Origin of the sequence: Streptomyces sp. NBC_00483 (genome assembly GCF_036013745.1) — a bacterium.
GTDB lineage: Bacteria > Actinomycetota > Actinomycetes > Streptomycetales > Streptomycetaceae > Streptomyces.
Genome location: NZ_CP107880.1, coordinates 8,484,008 through 8,510,236 on the forward strand (window position 1 = coordinate 8,484,008; position 26,229 = coordinate 8,510,236).

The 26,229-nt window shown below is 69.1% G+C and carries 22 protein-coding genes and 2 pseudogenes; 17 read left to right on the forward strand and 7 right to left on the reverse strand.

The features are described 5' to 3' along the window. Position 1: 1 nt before the first annotated feature. Positions 2-268 (reverse strand): annotated as a pseudogene (locus tag OHA73_RS37845) (amidohydrolase family protein); the annotation flags it as partial. 131 nt (positions 269-399) lie between these two features. Further along, on the reverse strand, positions 400-1,347 hold the full coding sequence (locus tag OHA73_RS37850) for a LysR family transcriptional regulator (protein ID WP_327657360.1): 948 nt from the start codon (positions 1,345-1,347) through the stop codon (positions 400-402). A gap of 99 nt (positions 1,348-1,446) precedes the next feature. Here OHA73_RS37850 and pcaD point away from each other — a divergent pair, with 99 nt between their 5' ends. Both pcaD and OHA73_RS37860 read left to right on the forward strand, forming a co-directional pair. Next, positions 1,447-2,253, forward strand: a complete 807-nt coding sequence (gene pcaD, locus OHA73_RS37855) for a 3-oxoadipate enol-lactonase (protein WP_327657361.1) — start codon at positions 1,447-1,449, stop codon at positions 2,251-2,253. 331 nt (positions 2,254-2,584) lie between these two features. Continuing rightward, entirely contained in the window at positions 2,585-2,875 is a 291-nt protein-coding gene (locus tag OHA73_RS37860; RefSeq protein WP_327657362.1) for a hypothetical protein, read from the forward strand. Positions 2,876-3,167: 292 nt separating this feature from the next. On the opposite strand, the gene OHA73_RS37865 is transcribed toward OHA73_RS37860, so the two are convergent. The 3 genes from OHA73_RS37865 to OHA73_RS37875 form a co-directional block, all read right to left on the reverse strand. After that, complete coding sequence (locus OHA73_RS37865; protein ID WP_327657363.1) at positions 3,168-3,569, reverse strand: hypothetical protein; 402 nt, start codon at positions 3,567-3,569, stop codon at positions 3,168-3,170. A 427-nt stretch (positions 3,570-3,996) separates the two neighbouring features. Then, on the reverse strand, positions 3,997-5,361 hold the full coding sequence (locus OHA73_RS37870) for an APC family permease (protein WP_327657364.1): 1,365 nt from the start codon (positions 5,359-5,361) through the stop codon (positions 3,997-3,999). Continuing rightward, positions 5,351-6,295, reverse strand: a complete 945-nt coding sequence (locus OHA73_RS37875; RefSeq protein WP_327657365.1) for a carbon-nitrogen hydrolase family protein — start codon at positions 6,293-6,295, stop codon at positions 5,351-5,353. Before OHA73_RS37875 ends, OHA73_RS37870 begins: the two co-directional genes overlap by 11 nt. Positions 6,296-6,492: 197 nt before the next feature. Between OHA73_RS37875 and OHA73_RS37880 the strand changes: the two genes are divergently transcribed. From OHA73_RS37880 to OHA73_RS37895, 4 genes are all read left to right on the forward strand, one after another. Next, a complete protein-coding gene (locus OHA73_RS37880) occupies positions 6,493-7,221 on the forward strand; it encodes a TetR/AcrR family transcriptional regulator (RefSeq protein ID WP_327657366.1) in 729 nt (242 codons plus the stop codon). Positions 7,222-7,454: 233 nt separating this feature from the next. Then, positions 7,455-7,610, forward strand: a complete 156-nt coding sequence (locus OHA73_RS37885; RefSeq protein WP_327658650.1) for a hypothetical protein — start codon at positions 7,455-7,457, stop codon at positions 7,608-7,610. Between the two features lie 14 nt (positions 7,611-7,624). After that, positions 7,625-7,888: a sugar phosphate isomerase/epimerase family protein gene (locus OHA73_RS37890; RefSeq protein WP_327657367.1), complete on the forward strand. Its 264-nt coding sequence runs from the start codon at positions 7,625-7,627 to the stop codon at positions 7,886-7,888. A 165-nt stretch (positions 7,889-8,053) separates the two neighbouring features. Further along, positions 8,054-9,271: a chitinase gene (locus OHA73_RS37895; RefSeq protein WP_327657368.1), complete on the forward strand. Its 1,218-nt coding sequence runs from the start codon at positions 8,054-8,056 to the stop codon at positions 9,269-9,271. A 99-nt stretch (positions 9,272-9,370) separates the two neighbouring features. Here the strand turns inward: OHA73_RS37895 and OHA73_RS37900 are convergent. Beyond that, positions 9,371-9,601 (reverse strand): annotated as a pseudogene (locus OHA73_RS37900) (adenosine deaminase); the annotation flags it as partial. 47 nt (positions 9,602-9,648) lie between these two features. Between OHA73_RS37900 and OHA73_RS37905 the strand changes: the two are divergent. The 7 genes from OHA73_RS37905 (at position 9,649) to OHA73_RS37935 (ending at position 16,228) form a co-directional block, all read left to right on the forward strand. After that, a complete protein-coding gene (locus OHA73_RS37905) occupies positions 9,649-9,795 on the forward strand; it encodes a hypothetical protein (protein WP_266723072.1) in 147 nt (48 codons plus the stop codon). A 138-nt stretch (positions 9,796-9,933) separates the two neighbouring features. After that, a complete protein-coding gene (locus tag OHA73_RS37910; RefSeq protein ID WP_327657369.1) occupies positions 9,934-10,227 on the forward strand; it encodes a hypothetical protein in 294 nt (97 codons plus the stop codon). Positions 10,228-10,344: 117 nt separating this feature from the next. Next, entirely contained in the window at positions 10,345-10,881 is a 537-nt protein-coding gene (locus tag OHA73_RS37915) for a hypothetical protein (protein ID WP_266723076.1), read from the forward strand. Between the two features lie 101 nt (positions 10,882-10,982). Then, positions 10,983-12,104, forward strand: a complete 1,122-nt coding sequence (locus OHA73_RS37920; RefSeq protein WP_443063236.1) for a sensor histidine kinase — start codon at positions 10,983-10,985, stop codon at positions 12,102-12,104. Next, positions 12,101-12,766 (forward strand): response regulator transcription factor, encoded by a 666-nt coding sequence (locus OHA73_RS37925; RefSeq protein WP_327657371.1) that lies wholly within the window; start codon positions 12,101-12,103, stop codon positions 12,764-12,766. Before OHA73_RS37920 ends, OHA73_RS37925 begins: the two co-directional genes overlap by 4 nt. A 235-nt stretch (positions 12,767-13,001) precedes the next feature. Next, a complete protein-coding gene (locus OHA73_RS37930) occupies positions 13,002-14,207 on the forward strand; it encodes an esterase/lipase family protein (protein ID WP_327657372.1) in 1,206 nt (401 codons plus the stop codon). Between the two features lie 398 nt (positions 14,208-14,605). Beyond that, positions 14,606-16,228: a GxGYxYP domain-containing protein gene (locus tag OHA73_RS37935; protein WP_327657373.1), complete on the forward strand. Its 1,623-nt coding sequence runs from the start codon at positions 14,606-14,608 to the stop codon at positions 16,226-16,228. 144 nt (positions 16,229-16,372) lie between these two features. Here OHA73_RS37935 and OHA73_RS37940 read toward each other — a convergent pair whose 3' ends face one another. Further along, positions 16,373-17,032: a polysaccharide deacetylase family protein gene (locus tag OHA73_RS37940; RefSeq protein WP_443063237.1), complete on the reverse strand. Its 660-nt coding sequence runs from the start codon at positions 17,030-17,032 to the stop codon at positions 16,373-16,375. Positions 17,033-17,617: 585 nt separating this feature from the next. On the opposite strand from OHA73_RS37940, the gene OHA73_RS37945 reads away from it, so the two are divergent. From OHA73_RS37945 to OHA73_RS37960, 4 genes are all read left to right on the forward strand, one after another. Continuing rightward, positions 17,618-19,474 (forward strand): glycoside hydrolase family 9 protein, encoded by a 1,857-nt coding sequence (locus OHA73_RS37945; RefSeq protein ID WP_327657375.1) that lies wholly within the window; start codon positions 17,618-17,620, stop codon positions 19,472-19,474. A gap of 358 nt (positions 19,475-19,832) precedes the next feature. Beyond that, positions 19,833-21,659, forward strand: coding sequence for an endo-1,4-beta-xylanase (locus tag OHA73_RS37950; protein WP_327657376.1), 1,827 nt, complete (start codon positions 19,833-19,835; stop codon positions 21,657-21,659). A 196-nt stretch (positions 21,660-21,855) separates the two neighbouring features. Further along, on the forward strand, positions 21,856-24,618 hold the full coding sequence (locus OHA73_RS37955) for a glycoside hydrolase family 48 protein (RefSeq protein WP_327657377.1): 2,763 nt from the start codon (positions 21,856-21,858) through the stop codon (positions 24,616-24,618). Continuing rightward, positions 24,615-26,147 (forward strand): GH12 family glycosyl hydrolase domain-containing protein, encoded by a 1,533-nt coding sequence (locus OHA73_RS37960; RefSeq protein ID WP_327657378.1) that lies wholly within the window; start codon positions 24,615-24,617, stop codon positions 26,145-26,147. The genes OHA73_RS37955 and OHA73_RS37960 overlap by 4 nt, the downstream gene beginning before the upstream one ends. Positions 26,148-26,229: the final 82 nt, after the last annotated feature.

The window sequence follows — 26,229 nt, forward strand, 5'->3', positions numbered from 1 at the left end:
GTCATGCTGACAGGCGGGTGCCGCGACGCCAGATGGCGCGGGTGTTGAGGGTGTCGCTGATGTTGCTCGTCGGGTCGCCGTCGACCATCAGGAGGTCGGCGCGGAGTCCCTCGGCGATGCGGCCCCGGTCGCTGAGGCGGAAGCGCCGGGCCGTGGTCGCTGTGGCTGAGCGCAGGGCGCGTGCGGGCGTGAGGCCGGCCGCCACGAGGCACTGCAGTTCGTGGTGCAGGCTCGCTCCGTGTGCCAGGCCTCCGAAGAACGTCTCGGGACGGTGTCCGGGTCGTTCACCAGACTTCGCTATGTCTCATGAGACAGATCAGAGCCTGTGAACAAGCATGAGGGCGCTCGGGACCTGTTGTTCTTTGGTGCATGGCGCGCATCGGCCGAGCTCCGACGACGTCAACTGTCGCGTTCCAGTTTCTTCTTCGCTTTGGGTACACGGCCCAGCGTCGGCTTCAGGACCGGTGCATGGCGGGCCAAGAAGTCCCACAACTGGTCGGCGACCGGTCCGTGTGGCCGGTCGCGTCGGCGCGCTGCCGAGAGTTCCTCGACCACACCGGGAAAGTGCTGTCCGGCGATGGAAAGCAGGCTTCCGTTGCGCAGCTCGGTATCGATCATGAATCGCGGTACGTGCCCCCACGCCATGCCGTGCAAGATCAGCTCCTTCTTCATGAGGTGGTCCGGGACCGAGGTCTGGGGCGCGCCCTCGACCAGGAAATGGCCTTGCTCGGACGGATGTCGCGCCGAGTCCCGGACCACGCATTGGGTGAGGGCCTGCATCCGCTGCGGTGTGATGTCGGTGTCCGGGGGGAAGGGCAGGAAGCCGGGCGCCACGACGGGCACCAGCGCGATGCGACCGAGATCGATGCACTCCATCCGCATGTCGCTCTTGGGGACGCGGTGCACGATGAGGTCGGCTTCGTCCTCCAACAGCCGCTCCCAGGGGCCGGTGACGGTCTCGAACTGCAGGTGGAGTCGTGTCTGCGGGCGCCGCGCGAAGAAGCTGCTGAGTATCTCCAGCACCGGTGGAAGCGGACACAGGTCCCCGAGCACCACGCGCAGCTCGGCCTCTTCGCCCATCGCCAACTGCGCGGCGTAGGTCTGCAGTTCCTCGGCCTCATGCAGCAGGACGCGCACCTTGCGGTGGAAGGCGTGCCCGGCCTCGGTGAGCTGAACCCGATAACCCGAGCGATCCAGCAGGTCCACACCCAGCTGGCGCTCCAGCTTGGCGACCGCTGCGAACACGGAAGGGTGCGAGCGGTGCAGTAGATCGGCGGCGGCCTGGAAGCCGCCGCCGCACACAACGGCGTTGAAGCACTGCAATTCGTGGAGCGTGAAGTTCGACATTGTCCAGAGAACCTACGTTGTGAGTTCGATCTTTGTAATAGATCTCTGCAGATGGCGTCCATAGGCTGAGCTCATAGCCGCTGGATCACTGGAGCTGACATGACTTCTCAAACCCGTACCGCCATCACCACCGGAGATGGTGTCCGCATCGCCTACCAATTCGACGGCGATGAGAACAAGCCCGTGCTGCTGCTCTCGAACTCCATAGGAACCGACCTCCACATGTGGGATGGCCAGGTGCCGGTGCTGGCCGAGCACTTCCGGCTGCTGCGCTACGACGCGCGCGGCCACGGCGCCTCCGATGTCCCGAGCGGCCCGTATTCCATCGACCGGCTGGGGCGCGACGTGGTGGAGCTGTTGGATGCCCTGGGCCTGCAGCGGGTGCACGTGTTGGGGCTGTCTCTGGGTGGAATGGTCGCGCAGTGGTTGGGGATCCATGTTCCGGAGCGCGTCGACCGTCTGGTGCTCTCCAACACTGCCGCGTACCTCGGCCCGGCAAGTCAGTGGGATCAGCCGATCGCCGAACTGCTGGAGGCCCCCGACATGCAGGTCACCGCGGAGAGGTTCCTGCACAACTGGTTCCCGGCCCACATGCTGCGGGGCGACAACGAGGTTGTCGAGGGTTTCCGTCGCACACTGCTCGCCACGCGGCGCGAGGGCGTGGCCGGCAGCTGGGCTGCGGTGCGCGACTACGACCTGCGCCGCACGGCCACACTCATCCACAACCCGACCTTGGTCATCGCAGGCGAGCACGACACCGTCACGTCGGCCGACCACGGCAAGGAGCTCGCCGCGACCGTCCCCGGGGCGCGGTTCACTGTCCTGCCCACGGTGCACATGGCGAACGTCGAAGGGCAGGCGGAGTTCCTGGACGCTGTGGTGGCCTTCCTTGCAGAAGGGTCTTGACGTGTAGCGAGAAGCGGAGGGTGGCGTGGGCGTGGAGAATCTTCGTCCCGGGGCGTGGCGGTCTTGGTTTCTTCGAGATCCTGCCTGTCGGAGTCGCCTACGGGGGACGTGGCCCGGAAGGGGTCGGGGAGCGTGAGCGAGGGCCAGGGCGGCGACGGCCGGGAAAATGAAGGCGACGGGTCTGCTGCACGATCAGGGGATCGCGACGTACCCGTTTCAAAGAGTGCAAGGGGCCGGTGGAAGAGGCAAGAGGGTATCCAGTTCGGGTAGTTGGGGTGCGGAAGAGTCGTATCGGAGTTGAGGACAACTACCGCGAGCAGCAGGGGGAACCATGACAGGCCAGCCGCCCCACCCAGACGAGGACGACCTCGTCCGCTTCCACAACGGCGACACTCTCAGCAACATCCCGATCGTCCAGTTGCCGCAGAGCGACGAACCGCCGAGTTGGCGTCGCGTGCCTCTCATCGCCGTCGCGGTACTCGGCGCTGCCGTGATCGGCGGCCTCGCCGCGGTCGGTGTCCTCACCCTGGTCGACGGAGGGTTCGTCGACTCCGGCAGTCGAACCGGAGGCTGCCGCGTTGGAGCAGGTTCGGGTTGTTCAAGCGCCGTCTACGGGCGGTGATGCGGGGGCTTCGTTCTGCCTGGTCTACACGGGCTCGTCTTCCGGAGCTGAACGTGACGCGATCATGTTGTTGGAGCCGCCGGCCTATCAGTGTCAGGACATGTTGCCGGTCGACCGGACGGGCCAGAGGGCGCCGTTGGCGACGGAGGCTCCGGTTTGTGAACCCCCGTCGAGGGCCGCGGTGTTGAGCTTCGCTGAGACGGGTGGGTGGGAGGGCGAGGTGATGTGCACGTGTCTCACTGAGCATCGTGGTGCGTAGTGGTGGTGAGGTCGTCTAGGGGGTTCCGGTCGGTCATCCGGTGCTGCCCCTGCTCGTGTGGGTGGGGCACTGGGGGCTGTGCAGGCTGCCGCTGGTGATGAGCCACATTGAGCAGCACGCCCCGTCGAGGGCGGGGCCGGGCGGGCGCAGGCAGTCGGCGCCGTGGGTGTAGCCGGCGGAGCGCTCGGCGAGTCGGCAGCACGGCACGGCGGCGGGGTCCTTGCGGTGAGCAGCGCGGCGGGCCTGCTCTTGCTCGGCGAGGCGCCGGCGGTGATGCGCTCGCTCGCAGGCCGCGCACCACAGGAGGACCGCGGCGACGTACAGGCAGGCGAGGGTCAGCCACCAGTGGACGGTGATGCCGAGGTAGATGCCGCCGGCGGTGAGGAGGGTGGCGGTGGTGGTGAGGTAGCGGGCGGTGCGTTGTTCGGGGGTCATGGGTAGCTCCCGGCGAGGGGGAGGTCGTGGATGTCGTCGGGGTGGGTGCCGGGTGGGATGTGCTGGTGGCAGAAGTCGGGGGTGGTTCGGGTTCGTCTTCGTTCTCCTCATCGTCCCAGTCGGGTTCGCAGTTGGGGGCGAGTTGAGCGGTCACGGGGTCTCCTGGCGCGAGTGGTTGAGGAGGGTGCACGCTGCTCGGTGGCGTGCGAGCACGGAGGCGAACGGCCGGACGAGAACGAAGCGTCTTGGCCCACTGCTGTCCAGGGGAGGGACACAGGGGTGGGTGCTGTGGATGGGAGCGGAGCTGCTCAGGCCGCCGATGAGCTGCGGGCGACTTTGCGCGTGGCGGCAGGGCCGCATGCGAGGGGGACCTGAATTGGGGCCCGGACACCCAGTCCGGGTGACCGGACCGAGTGCCTTTTCGCGACTACGGAGTCCTTGCCGATCGCTCCAGACCTTCAGCTGTGCCGGTCGTATCTTCGAGACTGAGTTCCGGTGTGGGGCGACGGAACCCGCGTGTGAGCCAGGTCAGATAGGCGCATCCGGCTGTGAGCCACACCAGTCCTATGGTGAGCGCGTCTGTACTGAGTTGGGTGATCAGGTAGGTGGTGACGCAGGCTCCGAGTGTCGGCACGACGACATGTCCGAGGAACCCATGGCTCGAGTTGCGGTGGCGGACGTAGAAGACCACGACGCTTGCGTTGACCGCGGTGAATGCTGTGAAAGCGCCGAAGTTGATGAACGACGTGGCGGTCTGCAGATCGATGTTCAGGCCGGTTAGGCACATGGCCCCGGTGAGGAGGAGGCTGAGTACGGGGGTTTGCGTCCGCGGGTGCAACTTGCCGAAGATCCGCCGGGGCAGGACGCCGTCGCGGCCCATGCTGTACAGCAGGCGACTGGAACTGAGCTGCACTGCTAGGCCAGAGGCGAAGCCACCGATGATGGTTGCCATGTTCGTCCAGTCGGCGAAGGCCTGCCCGCCTACTTCGATGGACATGGTGTATCCGGCGACGTCTGGGTTCGTGAACTGTCCGCCGGGGTGCACGAGTTGCATGATGTAGGCGACGGCGGCAAACAGCAGGCCTCCGATCGCGACCACGAGGACTACGGCGCGCGGGATGGTGCGGTGAGCGTCACGCGTCTCCTCGGAGAGCGTCGTGACGGCGTCGAAGCCGAGGTAGGAATAGGCGGCGACGGCAGCGGCGGCCGACACTCCTGCCAGTCCGCTGTCCGAGTTCCACAGCGGGGCCGTGTACGAATGCGGTTCATGGCCTGCCAGGTGGATCAGGCAGTAGGCGACGAACAGCAGCACCAAGAACACCGCGAGTGCTGTCAGGAGTTTGTTGACACGGTCGGCGAGTGACACACCGATGATGTTGACCAGCGTGGTCAGTCCGGCGTTCAGAAGCATCCATGCCCAGACCGGGATGCTGGGGATCTGGACGTTGAGATACACGGATTGGACGAGCCAGGCGACCATCGGCAGGAACAGGTAGTCCAGCAGGACGAGCCAGCCGACGAGGAACCCGGCTCGGCCTCCCAAGACCTTGCGCACGTATCCGTACGCGGAGCCGGAGACGGGGAAGTGCCGGGCCATCTTGGCGTAGCTGAGAGCGGTGAGACACATGGCTGCTGTGGCAACAAGGAATGCGGTGGGGGCGGTGCCCCCGCTCGTGGAGGCGACGACGCCGAACAGCACCATCACCAGGCTGGGCGCCATGTAAGCGAGGCCGAAAGTCACCACGGAGGCCAACGACAATTTGCGGGAGGGCCCTGCGTGGTCACTGCTCATGGCTGCCGCCGTCCTTTGCTCCGGTTTCGGCGACGCCGCTGCCGGCGGTCGGACGCAGCACGGTGGAGGTCAGGGGCGGGGTCGTCGGGCGCCAGGTGGATGGATCGATGTAGCCGTTGTACAGGGGGAGTTCGAGGAGGCTGTCTCCCTCTCGGAAGTGGTCCCACGGCCAGGAGTCTCCGCTCGTGCCGTAGGTTCGGGCTGCTCCGACCCGGTCGAAGTCGACGATGCCGACGAGAGTGGCGTCCTCCATACCGGCGGCCGGGATCTGGAAGTGTCCTTCCGGATCGACGAGCAGGCTCCCGCCATGGGCGGTCGGGGAGGCGCCGTTGACGCTGGCGACCCAGACCTGATTGACGATGGCATTTGCTTGGTTGAGCGGGATCTCTTGTGTCCGGCCGGTGGTCGGGGTCTGGACCAGGTTGATCACCAACTCCGCGCCCATCCAGGCCAGATGCCGGGTGACTTCTGGATACCAGCTGTCGTAGCAGATCGACAGGCCGACCCGTCCGTGTCCAGGCATGTCGAACACGACGAACTCGCGTCCCGGGCAGAACGGCTCGTAGGGACGCCATGTGAAGACTTTCCGGTATTGGGCCGCCCGTTCCCCGTCCGGGTTGTAGACCACGGCGGTGTTGTAGACGGACCCGTCCTCCGCGCGTTCCAGGACTGTCCCGGGCACAAGCCATATGCCCAGCTCGCGAGCGAGCGATCGTAGAGCGCGGTCGCGTGGGCCGTCGAGCGGCTCCGCGTACGCATCGACGGCTTCCTGCTCGGACATCGACTCCACGCCCAGCGAGCACAGGTGCAGCTCTGGATAGATGACGAGCTGGGCGGCGTTGGGGGACTTCATGCGTTTGCGCAGTCCATCGGAAAAGTCCCGGAGGGACTGCGCGGGCGTCTGGACCAGGGCGACGCGTAGGTGGCGGCTCATGAGCACTCCTGAGGTGACGGACGGGCCCTGTCGGAAGCAATAACGCCAGGGGGAGGACGCCAGCGGCCGTCTGCCGGACGGGCCGCAGCGTGACCTGCGCTACAGAACCCGATTCAACTTCACGTTGTCAACGGTGTTGGCAACAGTGGTTGTGCATCGTTGGTAGGGTCGTTCCTCGACCGAGAGGACCGAACTCCATGGCGAAGCACCCCGCACCACCCACCGTGGGCACTGCCGGCAATACCGGCTCGCGTCAGCGCAGGAGCGTGCGCCGGGAAGCCGCCGTGAACGCCGCGTTCCGGCTCGCAGAACGGGAAGGAGTCGCCGGCTTGACCATGCGCCGGCTGGCGCACGAGCTCGAAGTGGATGTGTCCATCCTCTACCGGCTCTTCCGCGACAAGGACGCCCTTGTTCTCGCGCTGTGCGAGCGGACGATCGAGATCGAGCTCGATGAGATCGGTGACGTCCCCACCTCAGAAACCTGGCAGGACACTCTGCGGCGCATCGCCGACATCACCTGGGCTTACCAGAACCGGTTCCCGGCCATCACTCTGCTCAGCTTCGCCCGCACAACCGGCGGACCTGCCGAGTACCGCATGGTGGAGCTCCTGCTCTCCACTTTTGAACGCGCCGGCCTCCCTGCTGCCCAGGCGGTCCTCTTCTACCGCACGTTCATTGACACGGCCCTCGGCCTCTGCGCCCACTCCGCCTCGCTCAGCACGCTTGCCCCCGAGGACCGCGAAAAGGACGACTCCGCCTGGGCCCGCGTCTATTCGCACCTGCCCGAGCGCCAGTTCCCGGTGACCGCACGGCACATCAATGACCTCACCAGTGTGAGCCAGAAGCAGATCTATACCGCTGCTGTTGAAGCCGTCCTCGCTGCTGCTGAGCGCGCTGCAAGCGAGCACGCAAGGGCCGCTCACTGAGCAGCCAACAGTCGGAACCGACGGATGTCAGCTGCCCTTGGCGGTTCGCCTGCTTTCGCCCGTGTGGTTACCGAGGCGATAGGAGTCGGCGCCAAACGCCCAGCGAGTCCAGCCTGCAAGCGCGCGGACGCGACGCCGAATTGCCTATGCCGCTCGAAAACACGATTCGTGACCTGACCTGGTAGTTCCCAGACTAGAAGACCGGCCTGCACGGCATCTGCGACGATCCTTCGATGTCGTTGTCCACCGTCACCGCGCTCTCGCGGTTGGTCTCGCGCGAGCGCTGGGGCCAGGCCTTCGCGGTCACCCCCACCACACTGCTGGCCTGGCACCGCCAACTCGTCGCCCGGAAGGCGCACCACCGCCGGATCCTCACTGCGAAGCACTGAACCTGGCGGTCGAGGTGGGCAGTACGAGGCTGATGGGGCCGCTGCACTCATGGCTCGGCAAGTACGGGCGGCCGATCGAGGAGGTCGGCTTCGCCGCGCCCGTGCGCGAAGCGGGCGAGCGGCTCGGCTACGTCCACATCGGAGAGAGCCATCGGGGCCTTCCCGGCACCGGGACGATCGACTTCCCCGCGTTCTTCGGTGCCCTCGCCGGTATCGGCTACACCGGGCCGCTGACGTTCGAGAGCTTCGCGCCGGAGGTGGTCGGGGCGCAGCGGTAGGCGCCGAGGGGTCGCGAAGCCTCGGCGGGCAAAGAGATCGCATGGTCTAGTCCAAAGCATTCCCTGGTCCAGTCCAATTCGTTGACGGGCTGCCCTGATCCTCACGAAGCTGTCCGCACTCGACTCCCCATCGAGCGCCTCGATCCCCCGTGCAGGAGGAACAGAGTGAGACGACTTCGCGCATGTCTGGGCGCTGCCACCGCCGTCACCACCGTCGCGCTGGCCGCGAGCGCGCTGGTGGCGACCAACGCCGAGGGTGCGTCCGCCGCCCTCAGCAACCGCTGGTACGCCGCCGCTCCCTATCTGATGCCGCTCGACAACGACCCGCCGGACGCGGGCGCCATCATGGACGCCAGTGGGCTCAAAGCCTTCCAGCTGGCGTTCATCCTGGCGCCCAGCGGCGGTGGCTGCTCGCCGACGTGGGACGGCACCGCGCCGGTGTCCTCCGACACGGCCGTCAAGGCGAAGATCGACGCGATCCGCGCCAAGGGCGGCGACGTGTCGGTCTCCATCGGCGGGTACGGCGGCACCAAGCTCGGCCAGGCCTGCTCCGACCCGGCGTCCACCGCGGCCGCGTACCAGCAGGTCATCACCAAGTACGGGCTGAAGGCCATCGACTTCGACCTGGAGGAGCCGGAGTACGAGAACACGGCGGCCGTCAAGAACGAGATCGGCGCCGCGAAGATCCTCCAGCAGAACAACCCCGGCCTCTACGTCTCCGTGACCACCGCCGGCACGGCCGACGGCACCGGCTGGTTCGGCAAGCAGATGCTGCTGGAGGCGAAGTCGCAGGGTTTCACGCCGAACAACTTCTCCATCATGCCGTTCGACGGCGGGTTCAACGGCGCGGCCTCGCAGACCTCCGCGCTGACCAACTTCAACTCGATCCTGCAGTCCACGTTCGGCTGGGACCAGGCCACCGCCTACGCCCACGAGGGCTTCTCCGGCATGAACGGCCGCAGCGACACAGGGGAGATCTTCACCCAGGCCGACTTCCAGACGGTCCTCGACTACGCGACCAGTCACGGCATGGACCGCTTCACCTTCTGGTCCCTCAACCGCGACCGCCAGTGCACCCCGGCCGACAACGGCGGGCGCACCTCGGGTACGTGCTCCAGCGTCGCGCAGAACTCCTGGGACTTCGCGAAGTACTCGGTGAAGTTCGCGGGCGCCACCCCGCCCACCACGACCCCGCCCACGTCCGGCGGCACCACGACCCCGCCGGCCACCGGCTGCAAGACGGCGTGGAGCGCGTCGTCCGTATACACCGCGGGCAACGAGGTGAGCTCCAACAGCCACAACTGGAAGGCCAAGTGGTGGACGCAGAACGAGAAGCCCGCCGCCACCGACGGGAACCCGTGGCAGGACGAGGGAGCCTGCTGACCCGGATCTGAAACCTGGCGGCGTCCCACGGGGGGACGCCGCCAGGTTCTCGGCGACGTATCCGGAGAAGTAGGCCGGGTCGTCGGAGTTGCCCGTCACCTTCACGTCCTGGTCGAGCAGGGCGCGGACCTCCTTGGCCTGCATGCCGTCCGTGACATACGCGTTCGAGATCGGGCACACCGTCAGGCCGGGCCCGCGCTCCTGGATCGCGGCGATCAGCGCCGGGTCCTCAAGCGCGTTGACACCGTGGTCGATGCGGTCGACGCCGATCTCTTCGATGACCTGCCGGATGTGCTCGGTGGAGTTCTTCTGGTCGATGTCGCAGCGCATCGTCAGCCGGAAGCCCTCGGCACGGGCCCGCGCGAAGACGTCACGTAGTGGTCGTCGCTCTGATCTCCGTCATCGTCGGGCTCACCTCCGGGATCGGCCTTGCCGCTCTCGGACAGTCCCCGCTCGCCGCTGTCGCTTCAGGTGGGGCGGTCGTGCCGGTCGTCTTCTCCGCCGGCATGACCGCAGTCACGTAAGTGAAGCGGCAGGCTTGGCAGGCGACTTCGTGGGGTGGCTCCTTCAGGCCATCCCGGTGGTCCGGAGCGTGACCAAGCCGGGACTCCGGGGTTGAGCAGGCGATGTCCCGTCATCGTCGAAACAGGGAGAACTCCCAGATGCACATCCGCTTCGCCACCGGCGCCCTCCTCCTGGCCCTGGCCGCCTCCGTCGCCTGCTCCACCCCGGCTCTGGCCGCCGACCCCGAGCCGGGCACCGGCACGGTCGTCCTGTCCGACGAGGCGTACGACAGCCTTGTCCGCGCCGATGAGGACGAGCAGGAGCTGATCCTGACGAACCCGTCCTACCGCGAGGCATGGCTCTTCTGCCTCGGCTCCACGGAACCCAGCCACGTGGAACGGAACGCATGGGGCCAGGGGTACGTGTGCATTCCGGACGGCGCGGTGCAGTAACCGCGCCGTCCGGCTGACGGACACCGTGGAGGTTCCACCTCCGGCCGACCGATGTCCACCCGGAGGTCCACCCATGGGTCCAGGTGGTCGAGGCCCTGCCGCAGCAGTCTTATGGGCATGACTACGACCGAGTGGATCACCGACATCGCTCTTCTCCTTGTCGTCTTCCGGCAGCTGCGGGAGGGCCGACTGGACTGGCGGACCTTCCTCATCCCGCTGGGGATCGTGGCCTTCGTGGCCCACCAGTACCTCGAATCCGTACCGACCGGAGGCAACGACCTGGTGCTGATCGGCACCCTGGTGGCCACGGGCGCCGCACTCGGCATCGCCGGCGGCGTCTACACCAGGGTCCGGGTCTCCGGGGAGCACGTCCTGATCAAGGCCGGCGCGGTCTCGGCGGCGCTCTGGGTGATCGGGATGGGCGCGCGCATGGGATTCCAGCTGTGGACCGAGCACGGCGGCGGCGACGACGTCGCCCGCTTCAGCATCACCCACCAGATCACCAGCGACCAGGCGTGGGTCGCCGCGTTCGTCCTCATGGCCCTCACCGAGGTCGTCACCCGGCTGGCCACCATCTTCGTACGTGGCCGCATGGTGGCCGGGCGGCCGACGCCGGAGACGCGTCCTGCCCTGAGCGCCGATCGCAGCGCCTGATCGTGGGTTATCGTCGCGCCGTGCCAGTACCTGAGAGCCGTCCGGACTCCGCGCCCGTCCCGGAGTCCGAGCACCCGGCGGTTCCCCGCAGAGATCCCAGGATGCACTGGGCCGTCACGCTCGTGGTCATCGCCAGCGGCTTCCTGACGGTCCGTCCCCTCGGCCTCAGCGGCCGGGGCCTCGCGGTCGCCGCGCTCCTCGTGCTGTGCTCGGTGGCGCTGCTGGTCCGTCATCTGCCCGAAGCCAGGTTCTCCCCGCGCGTCGTCCTCGTAGGGATGTCGTTGGGTGTCGTCGCGTCCGCCGCGTTGATCGGGGTCAGTCGCACCGGCTCCAGCTATCTGTTCGCCTACTTCCTCGTCGGCCACATCGGCTACCGCTTCCCGCTCAAGTGGTCCCTCCCGCTGGCCGCGTCCAGCAGTCTCCTGTGCGCCGCGGTGCTCTACTTCCACATCGGCCCGGGGCACCACCAGTTGGCGTGGGGCCTGGGACTCACCACGGGCCTTCCGGTGGTGGCGGGCATCCTCAGCCGGAGCAAGCAGCGCGCGCTGGAGGCGGTGATCGTCGCGGCCGAGTCCTCCGAGCGTGCCGCACAAGCCGAGGCCCGGACCGCCGTGCTGACCGAGCGCAGCCGGATCGCCCGAGACGTGCACGACGTGCTGGCGCACTCGCTGGCGGGGATCAACATGCAACTGGAGCTCGCCGACGCGCTGTTGGACACCGGCGACTTGGACAAGGTCCGCGAGGCGAACCACAAGGCGCACAGCATGGTCAAGGAGAGCCTCAAGCAGGCGCAGTGGACGGTGCACGCGCTGCGCGAGGACGCACTGCCGCTGGTCGAGACCCTGACCGCGATGCTGGAGTCGTCCGGCCACCGGGACGCGCTCACGGTCATCGGCCCCGTCCGGCCGCTCTCGGCACGCGGCACCCAGAATCTGCTGCGGATCGCGCAGGAGGCCCTGACCAACGCCGGGCGGCACGCCCCCGGCGGAACCGTCGCGGTGCGGCTGACGTTTGCGCAGGCGTCGACGACGCTGACGGTCCGCAACGGGGCGGCCACCCGTGAAGTGACCGCGGGACTCGGCAGCGGGATGGGACTGATCGGGATGCGCGAACGGGTCGCTCTGCTGGATGGCACCCTTACAGCGGGACCGGTGCCGGAAGGACCGGACGCAGGTGGCTGGCAGGTGGAGGCAGTGATCCCGGATGAGAGTGATCCCCGATGAGTGAACAGGCCGATCAGCAGGGCCGGTTGAGAGTGATCGTCGCCGACGACCAGGCCGCCGTCCGTGAGCCTCTGGCCGCGGTCCTCGCCCTGTCCGAGGACATCGACGTGATCTTGGCCGCGGCCAACGGCACCGAGGTGCTGGCCGCGGTGGCGGCCGGGCCGGTCGACGTGGTGCTGATGGATCTGCGGATGCCTCGGATGGACGGCATCGAGGCCACCCGCAGGCTGAGCGAGGAACACCCCGGTGTGGCGGTGGTCGTGCTGACCACCTTCGCCGACGACGACTCCATCCTGGCCGCCCTGAGCGCCGGAGCCCGCGGGTACCTGACCAAGAACGCCGGGCGACAGGACATCCTCCGGGCGATCCGCGCGGCCGCCGCCGGCCAGTCCGTCCTCGACCGCGAGGTCCAGGACCGGCTCCTGGCCACGGTACGCACCACCGCACCGGCCGCCACCCAGTCGCTGCCCGCGGACCTCACCCCGCGCGAGCGCGAGGTCCTGACGCTCATCGGCCAGGGCCTGCCCAATCGCGCCATCGCCGAGAAGCTGTTCATCAGCGAGGCCACGGTCAAGACCCACATCAACAACCTGTTCGCCAAGGCCGACATCCGCGACCGCGCCGACGCCGTCCGCCGCGCCATCGCCGCGGGCCTGGCCTGACACGCCCGCCTCGGCGCGGCCGTCGCCGCCCAGCGCGCGTGCCAGCAGGTGCCCTCGTGTGTGTCCGGCGGCTGACCCCTCCCAACCCGGCGGCTGACTATTGAGCGACGAGTCACCAAATATCTTGCTTTCCGGCCAAATTGACGACGCCCTCTCGTCGCCCATTGCCTTCCGTCACGGCGGGACTACTTTCACCCGTGGAAGCACCATCCACGGTGAACGGAAGGGATTCCACATGTCCGGATTCGCAGTCCACCCCCTCGGTGCGACGCAAGCCCCCACGGAACCACGCGGCGGAATCCGCGTACCCGAGGCGACGTGGCAGCTCGACGGAGGCTGGGGCTGGGTGTACTTCGCCCAGGGACACGACGCCATCCAGCAGCCGATCATCCTCTCGGACGGCTTCCACCCGGGTGAGTCCGACCGCAACGCGCTCTACCTGGGGTTCAACGACCCGAACGGCTACCCGCTGATCAACGAGCTGAACCAGCGGGGCTACGACGTCATCATCCTCGGCTACCAGGACTGCACCGCCTCGATCTACGACAACGCCAGGACGGCGACCACCGCGATCATGCGGGCGAACGCCGAGAACCTCACCGACACGCCGCTGGTCGTCGGGGGCTTCAGCATGGGAGGGTTGATCCTGCGCTACGCGCTGCTGCGCCTCGAATTGATGAGGATGGACCACCGGGTCTCGGTCTACTTCTCCTTCGACACCCCGCACTCGGGCGCCTGGATCCCGGTCAGCCTGCAGTCCTTCGCGTACTACATCCAGCCCCTGTACTCCGGGCTGGCCGACATGATCGACAGCCCCGCCGCCCGGCAGATGCTGTGGCGGCACAAGACGAGCCTGGCCGCGGACCCCGTCGAGCACCCGGACCGCACGGAATTCGTGGCGCAGTTGAAGCGGATGGGCGACTGGCCGATGCGCCCGATGAAGATCGGCCTGGCGAACGGCCGCGGCGACGGCCGGGGCAACGGCAACCCGGCCGGCAGCGCCGCGTTCAAAGTCACCGGCGGGCTGTACACCGGCACCGAGCTGTATCTGCAGCCCAGCGGAGATGCGGAAACCGTCGCCAAGCTCTGCAGGCTGCTCGGCTTCCCGGTCTACAAGCGCACTTCGGGCTACCCCGAGCTCGACAGCGCCGCGGGCGGCACCCTCGACTCGTTCGGTATCGCCGCCGAGACACTGAATGCCCTCGCCGGGCAGGCCGCCGAAGCGCCGTATCCGACCATCACCTTCGTGCCCAGTATCAGCGCCCTCGCCGTCGACGGCGCCGACATCGGCCAGCAGCAGGACCTCGATCTGAACATCGGCCAGCTCGACGCGGGCCGCTTCCCCTTCGACGTCTGCAAGACGTCGCCCGACAACACCGGCCACACCGAGATCACCCGCGATCTGTGCGCGTGGCTCGTCGACCAGCTCCCGGTCAAGTAGCCAGCGCACAGTCTCCTCCCTGGTGCGGGCCCGCCTGCAGCTCGGTGCCGCGCCCCTTCGCCGTCAGCTGAAGGCGGGCCCAACTCATCGCGAAGCCGCCCCTTCGGAAGGGCACTTGACTGCGCTGCGGCGGCCTCGCACCGACCGGCCCAGCCGGGTCCGCCCTGGTTCGACCGCTGTGCTGAGGCGACCGCGCCCCCGGACACCTGCCTGGCCGACGCCGAGGGGTGAGTCCCGACGGCGGTGCCCCGATCAGCGGAGGCGGCCTGCGCCGTGGTGGCCACCGGGAGCGCCATTCCTCGTGCTCAGCCAATCCCTGACGGAGCATTGACCATGCCGCGCTGTGCTGACAACGTTGTCCCGCCTGCTCGTCGGAGATCCAGTGCGGAGGTCCCACCGTGTCACTGCCCCACCCCGGTCGGCGCAAGATGCTCGGCCTGCTCGCCGCCTCCGGTGCGGGTGCCGCCCTCGCCGGGGCGATGCCCGGTACCGCGTTGGCCGCGGCTCCGCCGGCGGGCGGCCTGTGGTGGCCGCGCGAGCGGATACTGCCCGGCTTCGCCGAACCACGCGCACTGGACGTCGCGGACCTGACGACGGCGGACGCCGACGAACAACTGCTCTTCGCCACGCTGCAGGGCAACGTGAATCGCAGTCGGCCGCGGATCGCTCTGCTGCGCGAGTCCGACGAGGGGGCGACCACCTGGCTGAAGACCGCTGGCCTGTCCTTCCGCACGGCCGGCGATCCGTGGTCGCTGCTGTCGAAGTACCACTCGGAGATCAGCGGCGTCATCGTCACCGACCCGGCCCAGCCCGCGACCGTCAACCTCGCCACCACGCTGGCCGGCCTGCGCAACGCCGTGGCCGCCTCCCCCGACCAGTTGCCCAAGCTGACCGCCGCGCCGTACAACCTGAAGGTCCTGGACGACCTGCGCGACCGGTTCACCGACGAACTGTCCGCCTACCGCTGGGCGGTGGACAACCTCTGGCCGCACGCCAGCCACCGCCTGCTGGTCGGGCTCGACCCCAGCGTCGGGGCCTATCTGCGCGACTACGCGGTCGCCACCCGGGCGTTGGTGCTGTGGATCCACGCCGACCAGCCCGACTCCCGTGAGCTGGGCGCCCGGGTGATGTCCCAGATGCGGGCCGGCTCCCCCTACATGGGCTGGTTCCCCTCCGGTGTGGGCGGCGAGAGCGACGGCACCGAACTGACCTCGGAGCACGGCCTGGTGGTGCTGGCCAGCGACTGGTCACAGAACCTGACGGTCTTCGGCGGAGTGCGGGCGCCACTGGCGAGAACTCAGGTGACGCTGCCGACGCCGCGACTTGGCAACCGTATCTACGTCACCTTCACCATGACGGAGGGCGACAACCTCCAGTACAACCAGCACCGCATGCGGGTGCTGTGGGACGATCCGGCGCGCGGCGCGGTGCCGATCAACTGGTCCACCACCCCGGTGCTCGCCGACGCCGCGCCCACCTTCCTGTCCTACTACCAGCGCACCGCCACCCGGCATGACTACCTGATGGCCGGGCCTTCCGGCGCGGGCTACGCGTATCCGACGCCCTGGCCGGACGACACCTTCCGGGTCTTCACCAAGACCAGCGCCCGGTACATGCGCCGGACCGGGCTGGACAGCGCGGTGATCCTCAACCGCAAGTCCGGCTCGGACGTCCCGCTCACCGGTGCGAAGGCCCGCCAGTACCTCCACGACGTGCGTCCGCTCGGCCTGCTGGAGGAGTGGACCACCCGAACCGAGATCAGCGCCCTGGAGGGCAAAGTGCCGCTGTCCGTCAGCTACTTGACCGACTCCGTGGCGGACGCCCGGGACGCGATCGCGAAGGCATCCGCCGACTGGGACGGGACCAAGCCCCTGTTCCTGTCGATCGGCACCCTCGCCTGGAACCTGACCCCGGCGGACGTGGTCACGATCGCCGGCTCGCTCGACTCCCGCTACCAGGTGGTCCGCGGCGACCAGTACTTCCGGCTCGCCCGCAAGGCGCTGAACCTTCCTCCCGCCTGACCGGCGAGGCCGGACAGCCCACCCGAGGCCGGGGCGGGCATCGACCGTGGAGCGGCGCCGCGGCCACCCGCAGCGGCGCCTCCCCGCTGTCGGGGTGCTGCTCGTCGCTCGCGCGTCCGAAGGCCTGGCCGCGTCCGGGTGGTGTCAGCCGGTCGGCGCCACCGCGCGTCCGGTCTGCGGGGAGATCATGCCGGCGCACAGGCCCTTCGCCGCCAAGGTCTGCGCGATGCGCGGGATCGCGGCGCGCGTGTTGGCGGGCCAGTCGTGCATGAGGATGACCTGGCCATTCGTGAGCCGGGCCGCCGCCTGCACGATCGCATCGGCGCCGGCGCCGTTCCAGTCCTGCGAGTCGACATCCCAAATGATCTCGGTCAGGCCGTACTTGGCCTCGACGGTCCGCACCGTCGCGTTGGTCTCGCCGTACGGAGGGCGGAACAGCCGCGGCGTGCCACCGCCCGCGTCGGCGATGGCCTGCTGGGTCCGGGAGAGCTCGGAGTCGATCTGCGCCTGGCCCAGCTGGGTCAGGTGGGGGTGGGTGTAGCTGTGGTTGCCGACCCACATGCCGGCGGCGACCTGTGTGCGTACCAGGGACGGATTGGCGGCGGCGTACTGCCCCTCGTTGAACATCGTGGCGCGCAGCCCGTTCTGCCGGAGCGTGTCGAGCAGCGCCGGCGTGCTGCTCGACGGGCCGTCGTCGAAGGTCAGGCCGACGTATCCGGTGCAGGTGGCGGCCTGCGCCGAGGCGCCGGTGTCGACGGTGAGGGTGCATGCGCCAAGTGCCGCGACGACGGCCAGTTTCACCATGAGGGAGGGGGACGACCGGTGGGGTCGCGTGGTTCCTGGTCGGGTTCTCATGCGGGTGCTCCTGCGGCCTGAGAGGGGGACAGGGACGGGGCGTGCCGACGTCGACAGGTTGGTGCCGGGCTCGTGGACTGTCAACTGTTTCGGCATGAAGAGCGAAACTTTTGATCCACGATGTCTCTCCGCTGTGCATCAACGTCCCTGAATACAGGCTTGTTTGGCGTGCAGGTCAAGGGTGGTGCGGGGGAGTGGTCGGATTGAGACGGCATGGCGATGCGTTGCCCGGAAGCGGCGTCTGAAACTGTTTCGAACGCGGATTTTCCCGAGTCACGCCGACAACTCCCTTGCCCTGTGCATCAGTTGACGACTGTTGTGCGCGTCGTTACTGTCCACCTCCCGTCCTCCGATCCATCGATCACTACGCGGGACATCGCCCATTGGGAGCGCTCCCAGATCCGGCGTCGCGCCCGGCCACGACAAGCATCGCCTGAGCATCCCCGCCATCGGCGCGGACCCCTGGCCACCCGGCGTTCCCGCTTCCCCCTGCCCAACTCCCTCTCCTGATCAGCATCGACAGAGGAGCCGCTCATGCCCACCGTTGCTTCGTTACCCCGCCCCAGACGCCTCGCCGCCACGCTGCTGACGAGTTCCCTCCTCGTCGGCGGCCTCCTCACCACGCCCGCCGCGGCAACCGTCGTCTCCGGTGCGGCGGCGACCACGGCCGTACGCGTCAACCAGGTCGGCTATCTGCCGGACGGCCCCAAGCGCGCCACCGTGGTCACCACGGCGACGCAGCCGCTCACCTGGCAGTTGCGCGATGCGTCAGGGACGGCGGTCGCCTCCGGTGCGACCGTCCCGCGCGGGGCGGACACCCCCTCCGGGCAGTCCGTCCAAGTGGCCGACTTCTCCTCGTTCCAGGGGTCGGGATCGGGATACGTCCTGACGGTGGACGGCAGCAGCAGCGTGCCCTTCGACCTGCGCGCGAACCTGTACGACGGCCTGCGCTCCGACGCGATGGCGTTCTTCCACCACCAACGCAGCGGCATACCCATCGACGCCTCCCTGGTGGGTTCCGCCTATGCGCGCCCGGCCGGACACCTCGGTGTCGCGCCCAACAAGGGCGACACCTCCGTCCCGTGCCAGGCAGGCGTGTGCGACTACACCCAGGACGTCAGGGGCGGCTGGTACGACGCGGGCGACCACGGCAAGTACGTGGTGAACGGCGGCATTTCGACCTGGCTGATGGTCAACTCCTTCGAGCGGGCCAAGCGCGCGGGCAAGGACGCCGCGCTCGGCGACTCCTCCCTGAAGGTCCCCGAGCGCGGCAACGGCGTACCCGACGTACTGGACGAGGCGCGCTGGGAACTGGACTTCCTGATGCGGATGCAGGTGCCCGAGGGCAAGCCGTACGCGGGCATGGCGTTCCACAAGATCCACGACGCGGCCTGGACCGGCATGCCGCTGCGCCCCGACCAGGACCCCCAGCCCCGTGAGCTGCACCGTCCCTCGACGGCGGCGACCCTCAACCTCGCGGCGGCCGCGGCGCAGTGCGCCCGGGTCTACCGGGCCTACGACCCTGCGTTCGCCGACCGTTGTCTGTCAGCAGCGCGGAAGGCCTGGACGGCGGCCCGCGCCAACCCGGCGCTGTACGCGCCGGATTCGGACAGCACCGGCGGCGGCGCCTACGGTGACACCACGGTCAGCGACGAGTTCTACTGGGCGGCGGCCGAGCTGTACGCCACGACCGGCGAGAGCGGCTACCGGGACGCGGCCACCGACTCGTCCTGGCACACCTCCTCAACTGCCTTCTCCGCCTACGGATTCGGCTGGGCGGACACGGCCGCACTCGGTCGGCTCACCCTGGCCACCGTTCCCAATGGCCTGCCCGCAGCCGACCGGGACCGGATCCGGACCTCGGTCACGGCAGCCGCCGACGGTTACCTGTCGCGGATGGCCGCCCAGGGCTACGCGGTGCCCGTACCGGCGGACGGCTACTTCTGGGGCTCCAACGGCGAGGTCGCGAACGACGCGATCGTCCTCGCCGTCGCCGGAGAGTTGACCGGAAAGGAGCGCTACCGCACCGGCGCGCTGGAGACGATGGACTACCTCCTCGGCCGCAACGCCCTCGGCCAGTCCTACGTATCCGGCTACGGCGAGACGTCCTCGCAGAACCAGCATCACCGCTTCTGGGCCCACCAGTTGGACGCCTCGCTGCCCCATCCTCCGGCGGGGTCACTGGCGGGCGGGCCCAACAGCGGCCTCCAGGACCCGGTGGCGGAGGAGAAGCTGGCCGGCTGCGCGCCCGCCGCCTGCTACGTCGACGACATCGGCTCGTACTCCACCAACGAGGTGGCGGTCAACTGGAACGCCCCGCTGGCCTGGCTCGCCGCCTACGCCGCCGAGCGGACCTCCACCGGTGAACACCCACCGGTGCCTGCGCGGTGACGTACAAGACCGACAGCGTGTGGAGCACCGGCTTCACCGCGACGGTCACCGCCAAGAACCGGGGCGCGCACGGCCGTGCGGCCTGGCCCGGGGCTTCACATGTTGGCGGAATGCCGACGGCCGAAACGACCGGTCCGTCGATTTTCGCCAGTCCACCCGCAAGTTTCGACACACCTCTTGACAGGTGCACCCCACTACAGCACTTTGGGAGCGCTCCCACGACTTCAAGGCTTGCACCATCTCCCCACTAGAGTCGCGGGGGAGGGAACGGCGCGCCGTGACCGGCGGGACCCCGGTCACAGGGCTTCGGTGACGCCCCGAGCGTCCCCCCTCCCGCATTTCGGAGAGAGGAACCAGCATGACGCTGGCGCCCATACCCCCCGCCCGAAGACGGGCCTCTCGGAGCATCGCCGCCCTGTTCGCCACCCTCGCCCTCGCGGCGGCCACGATCGGGCTCACGCCTTCGACGGCGTCCGCGGCCGAGCCGCCGACGCTGCATCAGCTCGCCGACGCCAAGGGCAGGTACTTCGGCTCGGCGACCGACAACGGGGAGCTGTCCGACGCCCCGTACACCCAGACCCTGGGTTCCCAGTTCGGGCCGATCACCCCCGGCAACTCCATGAAGTGGGACAGCACCGAGCGCGCCCAGGGGCAGTTCAGCTTCACGGGCGGCGACCAGGTCGTGGACTTCGCCCGGGCGCACGGCCAGAGCGTGCGCGGTCACACCCTGGTGTGGCACAGCCAACTACCCGGCTGGGTAGGGCAGTTGCCCGCCGCGCAGGTGCGCCCCGCCATGGAGAACCACATCGCCAACGTCGCCGGCCACTACCGCGGCAAGGTGTTCGCCTGGGACGTCGTCAACGAGCCCTTCAACGAGGACGGCAGCTACCGCACCTCGCCGTTCTACAACGCCATGGGCAAGGACTTCATCGCCCACGCCCTGCGCGCCGCCCGGGCCGCCGACCCCGACGCCAAGCTGTACATCAACGACTACAACGTCGAGGGGCTCGGCGCGAAGAGCGACGCCCTCTACACCCTCGCCCGCGACCTGAAGGCGGCCGGCGTGCCGCTCGACGGCGTCGGGATGCAGGCGCACCTGGCGATCCAGTACGGCTTCCCGAACCAGATGCAGCAGAACATCCAGCGCTTCGCCGATCTCGGCCTCGACGTGGCCGTCACCGAGCTCGACGTGCGGATGCAGCTGCCGAAGGACACGGCGAAGGAGGCCACCCAGGCCGACTACTACCGCCGGGTCACCGAGGCCTGCCTGGCCGTCACCCGGTGCGTCGGGATCACGGTCTGGGACTACACCGACAAGTACTCCTGGATCCCCGGCGTCTTCGACGGCGAGGGCTCGGCCCTCCCGTGGGACGGGAACCTGCAGCCCAAACCCGTCGTCATGGATGCGATCCGCAAGGCCCTCGGCGACACCGGCGCGGTCGACACCCAGGCCCCTAGCGTGCCGTCGGGGCTGCGGGTGACCGGCACCACCTCGGCCTCCGCCTCCCTGGCGTGGAACGCCGCCACCGACGACACGGGCGTCACCGGGTACGACGTCTACCGCGGCGGCACGAAGGTGGGGACGGCCTCCGGTACGTCCTTCACCGACAGCGGGCTCGCCGCCTCCACCGCGTACGCCTACACGGTGCGGGCCCGCGACGCCGCCGGGAACGTCTCGGCGCAGTCCGCCGCCGTGAGCGCCACGACGCAGCCGGCGGGCACGGGCGGCGGCGCCCTGAAGGTCCAGTACAAGAACAACGACCAGTCCGCCGGCGACAACTCGATCAAGCCCGGGCTGCAGTTGGTCAACACCGGCGACTCGGCCGTCGCTCTCTCCAAGGTGACCGTCCGCTACTACTTCAGTGGCGAGTCCGGTGCCACGACGTACAGCACCTGGTGCGACTGGGCGGTGCCCGGCTGCGGGACGCTCACGCACCGGGTCGTCGCGATGAGCAGCCCGAAGGCCGGCGCCGACCACTACCTGGAGCTGGGCTTCGCCGCTACGGCGGGCAGCCTCGCCCCTGGGGCCTCGAGCGGCGAGGCACAACTGCGGTTCAACAAGAGCGACTGGTCGAACTTCAGCGAGGCCGACGACTACAGCCGCGGTACGAACACCTCCTTCGCGGATGCGCCGAGGATCACCGTCCACCTCGACGGCCAGACGGTCTACGGCACCACCCCCTGAACCGCGGTCCGGGCGGTCGGCTCCGCCCGCCCGGACCGTTCCAGCGTGCCGCCGTGCCGGGATGGGGAGCTGCCCCGGCACGGCACCACCACCACTCCCACCCGGACCCCCTCTTGGAGGACCTGTGTCCGCACACCCCGAGGTGCCCGAAAGATCCGAAAGATCCGCGTTACTCTCCCGGCGTTCCTTCGTCGGCGTGGCCGGCGGCGCGCTCGTAGCCCTCGGCGCCGGGCAGGCGTTCGCCCAGGCTGCCGGGGCCCCGGCCGGTTCCGCCGCACAGGCGGCGGCCGCCGCCGACGGCCCCTACACGGAGGCCTTCCTCACCCAGTACAACAAGATCAAGAGCCCGGACAGCGGCTACTTCAGCCCGGACGGCATCCCGTACCACTGCGCCGAGACCCTGATCGTCGAGGCTCCCGACCACGGCCACCAGACGACCTCCGAGGCGTTCAGCTTCTGGATCTGGCTGGAGGCGGCGTACGGCCGGGTCACCGGCGACTGGGCCCCGTTCAACAAGTCCTGGGAGGTCGCCGAGGCCTCGATCATCCCGCCGCACATCGACCAGCCCACCAACGACTCGTACACCCCCTCCAAGCCCGCCACCTACGCGCCCGAGCACCCGCAGGTCACCAGCTACCCGTCCGAGCTGACCTCCTCCGTCTCCGTCGGCTCCGACCCCATCGCCGCCGAACTCGCCTCCGCGTACGGGACGATGGACGTCTACGGCATGCACTGGCTGATGGACCTCGACAACGTCTACGGCTTCGGCAACAAGCCCGGCACCGGCGACGAGCTCGGCCCCGGCAAGATGGCGTCCTTCGTCAACAGCTACCAGCGCGGCGCGCAGGAGTCGGTCTGGGAGACCGTCCCGCAGCCCAGCACCGACCTCTTCAAGTACGGCGGCGCCAACGGCTACCTCGACCTCTTCGTCAAGGACGCCTCGTACGCGAAGCAGTGGAAGTACACCAACGCCCCCGACGCCGACGCGCGCGCCGTGCAGGCCGCGTACTGGGCGCTGACGTGGGCGACGGCGCAGGGCAAGGTGAGCCAGGTCTCCGCCTCCGTGGCCAAGGCCGCGAAGATGGGCGACTACCTGCGCTACTCGATGTTCGACAAGTACTTCAAGAAAATCGGCGACTGCACCAGCCCGACCGGCTGCCAGCCCGCCTCCGGCCGCGATGCCCAGCACTACCTGCTGTCCTGGTACTACGCGTGGGGCGGCTCCGCAGGCACCGGCGGCGGCTGGGCCTGGCGCATCGGCGACGGCATCGCCCACCAGGGCTACCAGAACCCCCTCGCCGCCTGGGCGCTGTCCACCATCCCCGCCCTCACCCCCAAGTCGCCGACGGCGAAGGGCGATTGGCAGAAGTCGCTCACCCGGCAGCTGGAGTTCCTGCGCTGGCTGCAGTCCTCCGAAGGCGGGCTCGCCGGCGGCTGCTCCAACAGCTGGGACGGCCAGTACGGCACCCCGCCGGCCGGCACACCGACCTTCTACGGCATGGCGTACGACTGGCAGCCCGTCTACCACGACCCGCCGAGCAACAACTGGTTCGGCTTCCAGGTGTGGTGCATGGAGCGCGTCGCCCAGTACTACTACGTCACCAACAACGCGACCGCGAAGGCCGTCCTCGACAAGTGGGTGGCGTGGGCCTCGAAGCAGACCACCGTCGGCTCCGACGGCAGTTACCGCTTCCCCTCCACGCTGGGCTGGACCGGCGCCCCCGACACCTGGAACGCCACGAGCCCCGGCGCCAACACCGGCCTGCACGTGTCCGTCGTCGACTACAGCGACGACGTCGGCGTGGGTGCGGCGCTGGCCATGACGCTGATCTACTACGCCGCGAAGTCCGGGGACGCCGACTCCGCCGGACTCGCCAAGTCCCTGCTCGACGCCATGGCCGAGCACGCCGACGCCAAGGGCATCGCCGTCCCCGAGACCCGCCGCGACTACGACCGCTTCGACGATCCGGTGTACTTCCCGGCGGGCTGGTCCGGCACCTCCCCGCAAGGCGTGAAGCTGGGCTCCGGCACGACCTTCATCGGGATGCGGCCGTGGCTCAAGCAGGAGCCGGGCTGGTCGAAGGTGCAGACGTATCTCGACGGTGGCGCCCCGCCGGTCTTCACCTACCACCGCTTCTGGGCGCAGGCCGCGCTGGCGCTCTCCTTCGCCTCGTACGCCGAGCTCCTCGGCGACGAGGGCGGCCCCGGCGGCGGTGGCGACACCACCGCGCCGACCGTCCCGACCGGCCTGACCGTGACGGCGACGACCGGCACCAGCGTGTCGCTGAGCTGGACGGCGTCCACCGACGACACGGGCGTCGCGGCGTACGACGTCTACCGCGACGGCACCCCGGTCGGCACCCCGACCGCGACCACCTACAGCGACACCGGGCTCTCCGCCGCCACCGCCTACCACTACCGGGTCGCCGCCCGCGACGCCGCGGGCAACGCCTCCGCACTGTCCGCCGAGGTCACCGGCACCACCAAGACGGGCGGCGGTACGGGCGGGGCCAAGGTCCAGTACAAGAGCACCGACTCCAACGCCACCGACAACGCCCTGCGCATGTCCCTGAAGGTCGGCAACACCGGCGGCGGCGCGCTCAGCCTCTCCACGGTGACCGTCCGCTACTACTTCACCGGCGACGGCGGCCCGTCCACATACAGCACCTGGTGCGACTGGGCGATGCTCGGCGCCGCCAACATCACCCATCGCGTGGTCGCCCTGAGCAGCCCGAAGACCGGCGCGGACCACTACCTGGAGGTCGGCTTCAGCGCCGGCGCGGGCAGCGTCGCCGCGGGCGGCGACTCCGGCGAGATACAGCTGCGTGTGCACAAGAGCGACTGGTCGAACTTCAACGAGGCCGACGACTACAGCCGCGGTACGAACGCGGCCTTCGCGGACGCCTCGAAGATCACCGCGTACGTCGGCGGCGAGCTCGTCTGGGGGACGGCGCCGTGACGGGACGACACCCGCGTCGCGCCCTCGCCGCCACCGCCGCGGGCATCCTGCTCGCCGGGCTCGCGCTGTTCACCGGCGCGGTCCCGGCGGCGGCCGCGTCGGTCACCGACTGCACCCAGTGGGGCACCACCGAGACGCAGGGCGGCACGTACACGTACCAGCAGAACGAGTGGAACTCCTCGGCCCGCCAGTGCGCGAGCGTGGACACCGCGACCGGCGCCTGGAAGCTGACCGAGGCGAACTTCTCGCTCACCACGGCGGGACCGCCCGCCACCTACCCGTCCAGCTACAAGGGCTGCCACTGGGGCGTGTGCACCGCGAACAGCGGCCTGCCGATCCGGGTCGGCGAACTGGGCAGCGCCCGCTCGACGTTCGACACCACGCAGGTCGCCTCCGGCGCCTGGAACGCCTCGTACGACCTGTGGTTCAACTCCACGCCCACCACCGACGACCAGCCGGACGGCACCGAGGTGATGATCTGGATCAACCACCGCGGCGGCGTCCAGCCCATCGGCTCCCGCACGGCCACGGTCACGGCGGACGGCAGGACCTGGGACGTGTGGACCGGGCCCGGCGCCTCCGGGTGGAAGGTCATCTCGTACGTGCTGCAGGGCGGCGCCACCGCGGTGACCGACCTCGACGTGAAGCGCCTCGTCGACGACGCCACCGCGCGCGGCCAGATCAACCCCGCGCACTACCTGATCGACGCGGAGGCCGGCTTCGAGATCTGGCAGGGCGGCCAGGGTCTCGGCGTGAACTCCTTCTCGTTCGAGGCCAGTAAGGGCTCGGGCGGCGGGGACACCACGCCGCCGACCGCGCCCCGCAACTTGCGGTCCACCGGGGCGAGTTCGTCGTCCGCCTCGCTGGCCTGGGACCCCGCCACGGACGACGTCGGCGTCACGTCGTACGACGTCTACCGCGGCGGCACCCGCGTCGGTTCCACCGGCGGCACGACGTACACCGACACCGGGCTGACGGCGTCCACCGCGTACAGCTACACCGTGCGCGCCCTGGACGCGGCCGGGAACGCCTCGCCACCCACCGGTCCGGTGAGCGTCACCACTGAGCCCGGCGGCGGGACCGGCACCGGCAATCTGAAGGTGCAGTACAAGACGAGCGATACGGGCCTGACGGACAACGCCATCGGGATGAACCTGAAGGTGGTCAACACCGGTAGTGGTGCGCAGAGTCTGAAGGACGTCGAGATCCGCTACTGGTTCGACGACTCGGCCTCCTCGTACACGACGTGGTGCGATTGGGCGCAGATCGGCTGCTCGAACCTGACCCACTCGGTGTCGACGAACGGCACGGCGACCGGGGCCAATCGCTACCTGAAGGTCAACGTCACCGGCGGCACGCTCGCCGCGGGCGCCTCGACCGGCGACATCCAGTTGCGGCTGCACCGGGCCGACTGGTCGAACCTCAACGAGGCCGACGACTACAGCCACGGCACCGCGAGTTCGTACACGGACGCCCCGAAGATCGGCGTCTACTCCGGCGGCCAACTCCTGTGGGGCACCGCGCCCTGATCCACCCCCAGACACCCGGTGGCGGGAATCCTTCCCGCTGCCTCCCGCCACCGGGCCGTACCCCCGCACACCCTTATCCGAG